We start from the raw sequence: 11673 nt of genomic DNA, 5'->3' as shown, positions 1-11673 counted from the left end.
CGGCATTTGAGCCATGGGCCACCCACTCCTGGCAAACGTAAATTCCCTGGTTTACGCTTGTCGGGAGACCAGTGCAGGCGGAGGGAGCGGAGACATTTTTGCTGATGCCTGACCCTTGCGGTCCTCCATCATCGCGCAGCACCCATGAACGCTCACAGCATCGACAGCGCCTTCCTTCGGGCGGCCGCTTCAATCGGCCAGGCTATGTTGAGTAGCGGGCTTCCATAAGATCCAGTTCCCGCACCAGCCGGCGCGCAGCCTCGCTCCCCAGCTCGCGCCGCCGCACGAGGCGATATAGCTGCGCGCGCTCGGCCCTGAGCGCCGCCAGTCTCATCTCGCGCTCAATTCCCTCCAGCTGTCTCCCGCGTCCCCCATTGGCTGTTGCGGACTGACGCGCCTCGATCCGGGCGCGATAGCTCTCCATGATCCGGGCCGCCACGGCGACATAGAGATCAGCGTCAGTTCGTCCATCCGCCATATTATGCTGTGCCCGCTCGATCGCTGCGATGGCGGCCTCCGCCGCAGAGATCCGGGCTGCGTCGATCTCCGCCACCTGCGACGCCTCGGCTGGCATCGCCAGGCCCCGCAACAATAGCGGCAAGCCGATGCTTGCCGCGATCAACGAAATGATGATGACCCCCATGGCGAGGAAAATGGCCAGGTCGCGTGCAGGAAAATCCGTCCCGTCGGTCATCGTGAGCGGCAGCGTGAGGACGCCCGCCAAGGTAATCGCACCGCGCACGCCTGCGAACGACATGGCGGCAACGAGCCTCCAATTGGGCGTTTGTCGCCAATCGCGCGCCCGGAAGAAGGTCAAACGGAAGGAGAGCCACACCCACAGGAAACGCAGGCCCGCGAGACCGACATTGATCGCGAGCACATAGATTGCGAGCCACCAGGGTTCGTGATGGCCGGCCTGCCGGACTGTATCGGCCGCGCCGGCAAGAATCCCGGGTAGCTGTTCGCCAAGCAGCACGAAGATGACGCCGTTGGCGGTGAACTGGATCGTATCCCATACCGTGTTGCGGCGAATCCGTGTCGTTGCTTCCAGCTCGCCCGTCGATTCGACAAATCCCATGGTGAGACCGGCAGCGACCGCAGCGAGGATACCTGAGCAGTGCAAGTGCTCAGCGAGCAGATAGGCGCCAAAAGGAATGAGCAGGCTGATGAGGATCTGCGCGCCGCCTTCTTCGCCGAGCCTGCGGCTGACCCAGTTCTTGGCGCGCGACACCATCCAGGTGAGGCCCGTGCCGACGGCGATTCCGCCAAATGCCACCCACAGGAAATTCAGCGCCGCCTCGTGAATCGTGAAGGCGCCGGTCAGGGCCGCGGCGATGGCAAAGCGAAGACAGACGAGGCCGGAAGCGTCGTTGAGGAGCGATTCTCCCTCCAGAATGTGCATCATGCGCTTGGGGATCGGTACACGTTGAGCAATCGCCGAGACGGCGATCGGGTCGGTCGGCGAAACGACAGCGGCAAGGGCGAAGGCCACCGCGAGCGGTATCGAGGGGATCATCCAGTGAATGAACCATCCCATGCCGACGACGGTGAAGACAACGAGCCCGAGCGCCAGCTCGATGACAGTCTTTCCGTCCTTGAACAGTTCCTCTCGCGGGATGCGCCAACCATCGAGGAAGAGCAGCGGCGGCAGGAACAGCAGAAAGAAGATCTCGGGATCGAGCGTCACGCGCCAGTCGGCGGTGAGGCCGATCACGGCACCGAGCGCGATCTGGAAGAGCGGCCGAGGCAACGGCAACGGCACGGCGCGCGATACGATGCCGCTGATGATGACCGCGAGCAGAAGGAGCAAAATGATCGTGATGGTTTCCAAGGCGTGTTCCGCGTTGTGGGAGGCAGATGCGAGGGATCAGTGCTTGCGCACGAATTCCGCTCGAAGGACAAGACCCTTGATGCCCTCATAACGGCAGTCAATCTCCTGGGCATCTCCTGTGAGCCGGATCGACTTGATGACGGTCCCCTTCCGAAGGGTCTGACCCGCCCCTTTGACCTTAAGATCCTTGATCGTTATGACGCTATCGCCATCCGCGAGCAGATTTCCGACAGAGTCCCGTACCTCGATCCGGTCAAGCGCTGCGGCCCGCGTGGCCGCGTCAGCGGCGCTTACCCATTCGCCCGTAGCTTCATCATAGACATAATCGTCGTTGTCATCGGTCATTGGCATGATCCTGTAGGCTGTTGATCAGTGGAGGCGCATCCGGCTTGCCGGCGGCGCGGCTGTGATTGCGGCGGCCACGCGCAACGCTTCGGGCAGGTCCGCGCTGTGGATGAGGCGCCGGCTCTGGACCCCGAGCGCGCCGCGCTCCAGCATCGCCATGGGTTGGGCCTGAACGCCGGAAAGGATGATTTGCGTGCCTGTCGCCGCAGCCCGGGCGACAATCTCGCCAATCGTGGCCACACCGCTTGCATCGAGCAGCGGAACCCGTCGCATCCGCAGAATGATGACCTGCGGGACAGGACCGATGCGACGCAGCGTATCGAGCAGCTCATTGGCCACGCCAAAGAAGATCGGTCCGTCGATCCGGAATATCTCGACGCCATCTGGCAGTGCCACACGCTGGTCGATTTCCTCGTTCTCATCCTCGCGGGAGGAAGCCTGCCGGTCGCTCGCTATCTCGACGGTACGGCTCATACGCATCATGAAGACCAGCGAGGCCAGCGTCACGCCGACGCCAATGGCGACGGTCAAATCGACCAGCACCGTCAGGAAGAAGGTCAGCAGCAGCAGCGCGCGATCTCCGTTGGGCATCCTCAGCAGCTGGATGAACCGGTGATGTTCGCTCATGCCCCATGCGACCATGAACAGGATCGCCGCCAGCGCGGCCAGCGGCACATAGGCCATGAGACGGGACGCGAAGAGCATGAAGAGCAGCAGGAATACCGCATGCAACATTCCGGCAATTGGCGTAATGCCGCCGGCCCTGATATTGGTGGCGGTGCGGGCGATCGCACCGGTCGCGGGCAACCCGCCCAGCAACGCCGAAGCCAGATTGGCGACACCTTGGCCGACCAGTTCCTGGCCGGAACGATGCCGGGAACCGATCATGCCATCAGCGACGACCGCAGACAGGAGGGCCTCGATGCCGGCCAGAAAGGCTATGGTGAACGCGGACGGTATCAGCGACTGTATCTTGAGAAGCGAAATGTCGGGCAGCGCAGGAGCGGGCAATCCCGTCGGCAAGTCGGGAAATCGCGATCCGATTGTCTCGACCGGCAAGTGCAGCAGCGTCACGACAGCGGATGCGGCAAGAACGGCGATCAGGAACCCCGGCAAGCGCGGCGCCCATTTGCGCAAGGAGATGATCAGCGCCAATGACCCCGCGCCTATGGCCAAAGCCCCGATTTCAACGCTGCCCAGCGCCCTGAAATAGGCGCCCCATCGGGGAAGGAAATCGGCCGGCACTTGGGCCATGGACAGTCCAAGGAAATCCTTGACCTGACTCGATGCAATGATCACCGCGATGCCCGCAGTGAACCCGGTGATCACCGGCTGCGGAATGAAGCGCACCAGGTTGCCAAGGCCAGCGTAGCCCGCTCCAATCAGAATGAACCCCGCCATCAGGGTGGCAAGAACAAGTCCATCCAGCCCGTGCTGCGCGATCACGTTGAACACGACGACCACGAAAGCGCCGGTCGGTCCGCCGATCTGGACGCGCGATCCGCCCAGCAGAGATATGAGGAACCCTGCGACGACTGCGGTCACAAGCCCTTTGTCAGGCGAGGCCCCGCTGGCAATTGCAAGCGCCATGGCAAGCGGCAATGCGACGATAGCGACGGTCAGGCCCGCCAAGGCGTCCCGGCGGAAATCCACTGGCGTATAGCCTTCGTGCAGAACCGTGATCAGCTTGGGCGTGAAGGCAATGCGCCGTGCGTCACCGGGCATTGTCGTCACTGTCCGGCTCCTCAGCCTGGTCGAACAGAAGAGACGGGACGCGCCGGGGCCCCTTGCCGGCGGCCGTTTCCTTGAGGCGTACGCCGCGTCCTGCCCCGCTGCTCGGTGCATTTTCACCGATGATCTCGATACCGGCTGCTTCCAGCGCGTTGATGACTTTCACCAGCGTGTCGACGACGCTCCGCACCTGGCCCTCGGAGGCCTCCATCCGCTGGATGGTTGGAAGCGAAACGCCTGAGAGGGCAGCAAGACCGCGCTGGTCGAGGCCCAGGAGGGCGCGTGCGGCACGCATTTGCTGCGATGTGATCAACGAAACCTCCATGATGTTTAAGACATCAAATTACAATCTTACCTTTCACATATGCCATATGCTAACGGGCTGTCACGGGATTTTCATCGCTCGATGACATAAGGTTCAAGGAGTATAGTCATGCCCAACCTCTTCGGTCGTACCCTGCTGGCCAATCTCAACGATGATCCAAAAGTCCAGCGCAATCTCGGAACGGCGCAACTCATCGAGGAAGCAGTCCGGAACGGCGAGGGATTGATTGCCAAGGACGGCCCGTTCGTGGTTGCGACGGGCAAGCACACCGGCCGTTCGGCGAAGGACAAGTTCATTGTTCGGGACGCGGAAACCGAAAGCAGCGTCTGGTGGGGCAAAACCAATGTAGCGAGGACGCCTGAGCACTTCGCCAATCTGCGCGCCGATTTTGTGAAGGCGCTGGAGGGCAGGACCAGGCTTTACGTCGCGGATCTCTTCGGCGGCTCGCAGCCCGAGCACCGCGTTCAGGTGAGCGTCATCACGGAGCTCGCCTGGCACAGTCTCTTCGTGCGCACCCTGCTTGTGCGCCCTACCGCCGCAGAGCTCGACGCATTCCTCCCCGAGTACACCATCATCGACCTTCCCAGTTTCCGGGCCGATCCCGCGCGCCACGGCACGCGCAGCGAGACGGTGGTCGCCGTCAACCTGACCGAGAAGCTGATCCTCATCGGCGGGACCGCCTATGCGGGCGAGATGAAGAAATCGGTCTTTGGCATCCTCAACTACCTGCTCCCGGCCAAGGGCGTGATGCCGATGCATTGCTCGGCCAATATCGGTCCGAAGGGCGACACCGCCGTCTTCTTCGGCCTGTCGGGCACGGGCAAGACGACGCTCTCGGCTGACGCCAGCCGCACGCTGATCGGAGACGACGAGCATGGTTGGTCGGATACCGCCGTGTTCAATTTCGAAGGTGGCTGCTACGCCAAGATGATCCGTCTGTCGGCGGAGGCGGAGCCGGAGATCTTCGCGACGACACGCCGTTTTGGCACGGTGCTCGAAAATGTGGTGATTGATCCTGCCACGCGCGAGATTGACCTCGACGACGCCTCACTCGCGGAGAACAGCCGCGGCTCTTACCCCATCGACTTCATTCCCAATGCCTCGCGGGACAATCTCGGTCCGGTGCCGAAGAACATCATCTTTCTCACCGCCGATGCCTATGGCGTGCTGCCGCCAATCGCCCGCCTGACTCCGGACCAGGCGATGTATCACTTCCTGTCAGGCTATACCGCGCGCGTTGCCGGCACTGAGATCGGCGTGACCGAGCCGGAGGCGACCTTCTCGACCTGCTTTGGCGCACCGTTCATGCCCCGCCATCCTTCTGTCTACGGCAATCTGCTCAAGGAACGGATCGCCAAGGGCGGGGTCAAGTGCTGGTTGGTCAACACCGGCTGGTCGGGCGGCAAGGCGACCATGGAAGGCATCAGCCGGATGCCGATCAAGGCCACGCGCGCGCTGCTCAATGCCGCGCTGGATGGCAGCCTCAATAATGCTGAATTCCGTGAGGACCCCAATTTTGGCTTCGAGGTGCCGATCGCGGTGCCCGGCGTCGATGACAAGCTGCTCGATCCGCGTGGTGCGTGGGCTGATCCTGCCGAATATGACAGAACCGCAAGAGAGCTGGTGGCCAAGTTCATCGATAATTTCGCGCAATTTGAAGATCATGTCGACGCAAGCGTGCGGTCGGCCGCCCCCACGGCCAGGGTCGATGCCTGAGGAAGGCTTCACGCCCCCCTGCAACGGCATCGAACGATGCCCGGCTGCGCGCGGAGACCCTCGGAATAATTGCGCGACGGTCTCCGCCTCAGTCCTTGAAGCCGTAAGACGGGGTGCGATCGGACGATGCCCCCGTTGTGGCGAAAACCGGCTGTTCCCGCGATTCCTCAAGCCCGTCGCGCAATGCAGCGCATGCGGTCAGGACTGGACGCCTCAACAGGCGGACGACTTTCCGGCCTATGTATCGATCTTTGTGACGGGCCATCTCCTGGCGCCTCTCATCATTGCGCTGACAAAGGATGCCGGGCTCTCGGCAGGTGTGGTGGTCGCCATTATCCTGCCGCTTGCCGTCATCCTGATGGTCGGTTTGCTTCAGCCTGCCAAAGGCGCCATCATCGCAATCCAATGGTGGTATTCAATGCACGGTTTCAAACGCCTGCCGGGTGATGGCTGATGAGGATTGCCCATTCGCCATCGAAAAAAATGTCGCTTCGGTCCGGGTCGCGACCAGCAGTCTGCAGCTCTGGTCACCTGTATGAATGACCCCTTGTCAACTGGAGGGGCGCCGCCGACCGAGATCGGCGACAACAACCTGCGGGAGCTTGTGAGGCGCCTTCCGGCATGGTTGCGGGCAGACCTTTCGGCCACCGATGCGCAGAGAAGGGAGCGGGCCGAGGACGCGCTCGTCGCCATCATCCTGTCCCTGTCCGACGATCAGCATAACTGATCTGCGCGATCAGCCTTTTCGCGGAAATGAAGTTCAAGCGTACCGCGTTGATCGTCGACAGGCCATGGCGCGGTTCGCAGAGAAGCAGCCTGCGGACTGGGCTCGTGCCACCGATGGCGAGCAAGATTGCCCCGGGCATCGACGGCCGCCGGCGTGAAGGACATGTGCGTCCATCATGAACGCGCAGTGCCAGGTCGGAATTCAGGCTCCGCCTGAAGCCTCTTGACCTTGCACAATCGCTCCCGCGAGATCCCGTATGATTTTGCGGCGCCGGCTATCATCAGGAACCGTACGGGTTTCGCGACTAATCCGCCTCATCAAAAAGCGCATCTCGCCGAACGTCGGCAATCTTGCCTGGCCGATCGCTGCGACAATCGCGGGATAAGACCAAAGTTGCTCCCGGGCCATGCTGGTTCCTCTCTGTTAACGATGGCGCTGTATGCCATTTTGGCGCTTTCCTCGTCCCTCGTCCACGCCCTGGAGATAGAGTGCGGCTGAAGCTGCAATCCCGAGAATCGCACTCATCCTCACAAACTCGCTGTCACCCAAAGCGAGAAGCGTCGTCGCGGCTGCAGCGAGCAGGATCAGCCACGCCTGCCGGCGGCAATGCAGGCGGCGTGCGATGTTCCAGGCCAGCACAGCCGAGATCATCGCTGCCAAAACGCTGCCGCCGATCAGCGCGACAGCTTCAACAAGGATTTTCAGCAATGGCATGGCGGCCTCGCATTTCAGTTGTTGGAAAGCTTGCCAGGCTGCGCCTTGCGATCCCATCAACCGAACAGAAATTATATCGTCTTACGATATTATCGCACATCGCTGCTGTCCGCAAGGGCGCAGGCCCGGATCCCGGCGCGGAGCAGTGCAAACACATCCCGGCGGACCTGAGAAAATGCGTCAGGGTTGAAGACCCGTTCATTTATGGCTCCACTTCGACGCTCAAGTAGACCATTAATAAAATGTTAACCAACCTGGCATATCGTTACGGCCCCATGCAGGGTGGAGATGTTCAGATGGTGCGACTTCAGCGCAGGCCCAAGCGCTCCCATGCCCGTCCAGCGGACCCTCGCCCCTGCGCTGCCCAACCCCGCCGCAAGGAGCCCGTCATAGCTGAATGGACTCGCTTCTGCTTCGAGGTGGATTGCGGATAGAAGGGAGAAGGCGTCGCACTCATCGAGCGGCACGCCCCCAAGGATTTGCCGCCGCAGCGCAGCGAGTCATCATCCCTCAACGCTCCTGCTATGAGCTTCATTCGCCTGCCCCCCAGATGCAGCTTCTGGGGATTTAGCCCATCCTCCAATGCTGCTGGCGAGCTCCTTGCAGATCAGCCTGGGAAATGGGTCACCCGCTGCAATTGGGTTGGGGCCGAACGTACGATCGCCGCGGCCGCCGGGACATGCATTCGCCGACCGTGAATCCATAATCCAACAGTTATGTTGTCAAACAGCCGCCCCAAATGGCCTGCGCTATGCGGTATCCCTGCTGATTTGAAGGGGGATTTCCAGACAGAGCCCATCGCGGCGCAATTTCGGGTTTCAGGGACGCGGACCGGTGACCTGGATGGCGTCGCCCTGCCCCTCGCCCGGCATGGACGTCTCGCGCTCAATCCAGGCCAGCCGGATGGCTCCCGCCGCGGCCCCGACCCTTGCACGTCCTCCTCGGGAAACGATGCCCTCTGCTATGGCGCGGCGTTGAGCGGCCGTCCCTCCCTCTACGGTCAGCTCCTGCGATCTGCGTGTCGATGCCCATGCTGCAAGATCCAGCACCTTGCCATCGACGACGCCCTGGTCGATCCGCACGTCAGGCAAAACTGCTTGATCGGGCGGCGTCAGCAGCACCGTCCAATCCGGCAGCGCGCGCCGGGCACGATCCTCGAGCGCGCGATACCCTTCAAGACCAAGGCCCGGCAAGACGGCGGCGGCCGCTGTCAGCGTTCGATCCCCCAATTCAAGCCGCACCGCGGTTGGCTCGACGCCCACGATCAGGCCGAGAGTGGCGGTAGCCTGATGGCGGCTACCATCGAGATTCTGGCGGCCGGTATCGCTCGCCCGCGCGATCTGGGCCGCTTCTGTCGCCCCCGCGTCTTGGGATGTGCGCAGCTGATCAACATGGATGTCCACCGGGCGGCCCAGCCGCGCCTGGAGATCGTCGGCGATCAGTGCATCGGCTCGGGCAACGATCCCCGGCGTCAGCATGACGGCGCGCACGCGGATCGGCGAGCGCGCATAGTCGATTTCGACCTGACTCAGGCGTGCATCGGACGGGAAGCGCGCACGGACGGTATCGCGCACCTGACGCTGGGCGAGGGCTTCGAAGGCGATTTGCCTCAATGCTGCGCTCAGTGGGACAGACAGAAGACCAAGCGCTGCAAAAAACAGGACTAACTGCCATCCGGTATGATGTGGCGAGAGATGACTGCCAAAGCCATAGACCCGCGCAACCAGCGCGGCTGTCAGCGAGATCGTAACCGCGTTGGTGATGAAGAGCAGCAGTGCGCCTGAGAAGATGGTCCAGTTCCAGGTGGCGATGCCGAACCCCACCACGACCAGCGGCGGCATGAGCGCGATGGCGATGGCTACACCTACGACCGTGCCGCCACGCCCCCGGATAAGTGCGTAGGCCCCCGCCACGGCAGAGAGCAGGGCTACCAGCAGATCAAACAAAGTGGGCTGTGTACGGCCCGCGATTTCGCTCGTGATCGTCTGGACCGGCGAGAGGGAAATCAGGACAACTGAAAGGATCATCGCGACTGCCGATCCAAGGCCCAAGGCGGTTGCGGCGCGCCGGACTTCCCGGAAGTCGAGCGTTGCGATCCCGAAACCCAAACCGATGATCGGCATCATCAGGGGAGAGAGCAGCATGGCGCCGATCAGCACCGCTACCGACGGCATCAACAAACCAAGAAGGGAAATCGAAGCGGAAATCAGGACGAGAAAAAGATAGCGGCCCGACCAGCCGGAGTCCTCGCTTATCTGATCGAGAACGGCCGCGTGATCGACGCCACCCACGACCCAGATATTCCACCAACGACGCAGCTTGCTTCTGCCTTCGCGGTCAGCGACTTCCACGATATAACCTCTCGAATGGGGTAGAGCGGTTCCTGCTAGGGTATGGGAAGCGTGCTCGCAACCGGCGCTAGCCGGCAAGAGCAACGCCAGACGGCTGCAGTGTTGGCTACCCGGCCATTGTGCAACGCGTGCCTGCGGATCGACCGTGCCTGGGCCGACCATGGGTGCGCGGCCGCAGCCTTTCGACACGCCCGCCATGGTGAGCGGGCGTGTCCCTCTTTGCCCCGCGATGCGCGACCTTCCCATCCAGCAATCCCGTCGCCCGCGGGGAGGTGGCAATTGCGCTTGTGAGCCCATGACGTTAGGAGCCGCCCATTCGTAAGGACCCGGTGAAAATCCGGGTGGCTATTCCGGCCGCCGATCCGCCGGACAATGTTTGTCGCAGGCTGATATTCGCCACATCACGCTACATCATCCCTGCGACTTCGACGGTTTTCTGCAAGCCATGAACAGCACCTCTTTATCGCGCTACCGCGCTGAATGGTTCGACGGTGCCTCCAACGCCCGGCGCGATATTCTCGCCGGCATGGTCGGTACGTTCGCGCTGATCCCGGAAGTGATCGCCTTCTCCTTCGTCGCCGGCGTCGATCCGGAGGTCGGGCTGTTCGCGTCCTTCATCATCGGTATCGTCATCGCTTTTGCAGGTGGACGTCCGGCGATGATCTCTGGCGCTGCGGGATCGGTTGCGCTGGTCGCGGCGGCGCTGGTGAGCGCTCATGGGCTGCAATATCTGCTCGCCGCCACCTTGCTTGCCGGATTGCTCCAGATCGCCTTCGGCCTCATGAAGCTCGATATACTCATGCGCTTCGTCTCGCGATCGGTGCGGACGGGCTTCGTGAACGCGCTCGCCATCCTCATCTTCTCCGCGCAGTTGCCGCAGATGCTGCACGTGAGCTGGCATAGCTATGCCATGATCGCGGGCGGCCTCGCGATCATCTATCTCGTTCCCCGGATCACGACTGCCATTCCCTCGCCACTCATCTGCATTCTCGTGCTCACCACGATCAGCATCGCCTTTCCCATGCCGATCCACACGGTCGCCGACCTTGGCCGCCTGCCCTCTTCCCTGCCGTCTCTCACCTGGCCCGGCGTGCCGCTCGATTGGGAGACGCTGGTGATCGTGCTTCCCTATGCGATTGCCATGGCGGCAGTAGGACTGCTTGAATCGCTGATGACAGCAAGCGTCGTGGACGACCTGACGGAAACCACAAGCTCCAAGGCGCGCGAATGCACCGGCCTGGGCCTTGCCAATGTCGCGGCGGGGCTGTTTGGCGGCATCGCCGGCTGCGGGATGATCGGGCAAACGGTCGGCAATATCCGCTATGGGGGGCGCGGGCGGCTGTCCACCCTCGTCGCCGGCGTCTTTCTTCTCCTGGTGATGGTACCGCTACGCCCATGGATCGCGCAGGTGCCCGTGGCGGCGCTGGTCGCAATCATGATCATGGTATCGATCAGCACCTTTTCCTGGGCGTCGATCCGCGACCTTGCGCGCCATCCCAAGGTATCGGGCATCGTCATGATGGCGACCGTGATCGTCACGGTCGCAACGCATGATCTTTCGGCGGGGCGTGGCTGTCGGCGTGCTCCTGAGCGGCGTGTTCTTTGCCTTCAAGGTGACGCGCATGATGGATGTCGCGTCTCATTATGATGAGGCGACGGATACGCGGACCTATATCGTCTCCGGTCAGATTTTCTTCGCCAGCGCAGACATATTTGCCGATCGGTTCGATTTGAGGGACACAGCATCGATGGTTCGCATAGATCTGTCCGCCAGTCACTTATGGGACATCACGGCCGTTGGCGCATTGGAAGAGATCGTCATGAAAATGCGCCGTCATGGCATTGGAGTGGAAGTGATCGGTCTCAACCGGGCCAGCGCCATCCTTGTCGACAGGCTGGCGCCCGCCGTTTCGACCGGACCATCCTAACCGAC

Annotated in this window: 9 protein-coding genes, 1 pseudogene and 1 other annotated feature; of the genes and pseudogenes, 4 read left to right on the top strand and 6 right to left on the bottom strand. The window is 62.2% G+C overall.

Translation table 11 applies throughout. The features are described from left to right. Positions 1-202: 202 nt before the first annotated feature. Genes NUH86_RS22910 through NUH86_RS22895 form a run of 4 tightly spaced genes read right to left on the bottom strand, consistent with a single transcriptional unit; the run spans position 203 to position 4220 of the window. Positions 203-1831: a Na+/H+ antiporter gene (locus NUH86_RS22910; protein WP_044663406.1), complete on the bottom strand. Its 1629-nt coding sequence runs from the start codon at positions 1829-1831 to the stop codon at positions 203-205. Between the two features lie 36 nt (positions 1832-1867). Beyond that, complete coding sequence (locus tag NUH86_RS22905; RefSeq protein WP_044663407.1) at positions 1868-2176, bottom strand: alkylphosphonate utilization protein; 309 nt, start codon at positions 2174-2176, stop codon at positions 1868-1870. 24 nt (positions 2177-2200) lie between these two features. Continuing rightward, entirely contained in the window at positions 2201-3901 is a 1701-nt protein-coding gene (locus NUH86_RS22900) for a SulP family inorganic anion transporter (protein WP_044663408.1), read from the bottom strand. Then, positions 3891-4220 carry a helix-turn-helix domain-containing protein gene (locus tag NUH86_RS22895; RefSeq protein ID WP_044663578.1) on the bottom strand — a complete coding sequence of 110 codons (330 nt, stop codon included), beginning with the start codon at positions 4218-4220 and terminating at the stop codon, positions 3891-3893. The genes NUH86_RS22900 and NUH86_RS22895 overlap by 11 nt, the downstream gene beginning before the upstream one ends. Before the next feature lie 120 nt (positions 4221-4340). On the opposite strand from NUH86_RS22895, the gene NUH86_RS22890 reads away from it, so the two are divergent. The 3 genes from NUH86_RS22890 (at position 4341) to NUH86_RS22880 (ending at position 6675) form a co-directional block, all read left to right on the top strand. Continuing rightward, positions 4341-5948 carry a phosphoenolpyruvate carboxykinase gene (locus tag NUH86_RS22890; RefSeq protein WP_044663409.1) on the top strand — a complete coding sequence of 536 codons (1608 nt, stop codon included), beginning with the start codon at positions 4341-4343 and terminating at the stop codon, positions 5946-5948. After that, entirely contained in the window at positions 5941-6402 is a 462-nt protein-coding gene (locus NUH86_RS22885; protein ID WP_084694434.1) for a DUF983 domain-containing protein, read from the top strand. Before NUH86_RS22890 ends, NUH86_RS22885 begins: the two co-directional genes overlap by 8 nt. A 93-nt stretch (positions 6403-6495) precedes the next feature. Beyond that, entirely contained in the window at positions 6496-6675 is a 180-nt protein-coding gene (locus NUH86_RS22880; protein WP_172668341.1) for a hypothetical protein, read from the top strand. 423 nt (positions 6676-7098) lie between these two features. Here NUH86_RS22880 and NUH86_RS22875 read toward each other — a convergent pair whose 3' ends face one another. Next, the gene (locus tag NUH86_RS22875; RefSeq protein ID WP_044663411.1) at positions 7099-7389 is read right to left on the bottom strand and encodes a hypothetical protein; all 291 of its coding nucleotides are present in this window, start codon (positions 7387-7389) and stop codon (positions 7099-7101) included. An 818-nt stretch (positions 7390-8207) separates the two neighbouring features. Continuing rightward, positions 8208-9740 (bottom strand): DUF389 domain-containing protein, encoded by a 1533-nt coding sequence (locus tag NUH86_RS22870; protein ID WP_044663412.1) that lies wholly within the window; start codon positions 9738-9740, stop codon positions 8208-8210. 319 nt (positions 9741-10059) lie between these two features. After that, positions 10060-10115: a sequence feature (sul1 is cis-regulatory element that is thought to sense ions involved in sulfur or methionine metabolism; They are found in Alphaproteobacteria), on the top strand. A 70-nt stretch (positions 10116-10185) separates the two neighbouring features. Here NUH86_RS22870 and NUH86_RS22865 point away from each other — a divergent pair. Then, positions 10186-11668: pseudogene (locus NUH86_RS22865) on the top strand (SulP family inorganic anion transporter). The last annotated feature ends 5 nt before the right edge of the window (positions 11669-11673 follow it).

The sequence above is a fragment of the Sphingobium sp. JS3065 genome, from assembly GCF_026427355.1.
Lineage (GTDB): Bacteria > Pseudomonadota > Alphaproteobacteria > Sphingomonadales > Sphingomonadaceae > Sphingobium.
This window is presented reverse-complemented; position numbering and strand designations above follow the sequence as displayed.

What these genes read in the sequence shown, in the direction of transcription:
- NUH86_RS22905 (WP_044663407.1), bottom strand. Translation starts at nt 2,176, where the DNA reads ATGACCGATGACAACGACGATTATGTCTATGATGAAGCTACGGGCGAA.
- NUH86_RS22900 (WP_044663408.1), bottom strand. Translation starts at nt 3,901, where the DNA reads ATGCCCGGTGACGCACGGCGCATTGCCTTCACGCCCAAGCTGATCACG.
- NUH86_RS22890 (WP_044663409.1), top strand. Translation starts at nt 4,341, where the DNA reads ATGCCCAACCTCTTCGGTCGTACCCTGCTGGCCAATCTCAACGATGAT.
- NUH86_RS22885 (WP_084694434.1), top strand. Translation starts at nt 5,941, where the DNA reads ATGCCTGAGGAAGGCTTCACGCCCCCCTGCAACGGCATCGAACGATGC.
- NUH86_RS22875 (WP_044663411.1), bottom strand. Translation starts at nt 7,389, where the DNA reads ATGCCATTGCTGAAAATCCTTGTTGAAGCTGTCGCGCTGATCGGCGGC.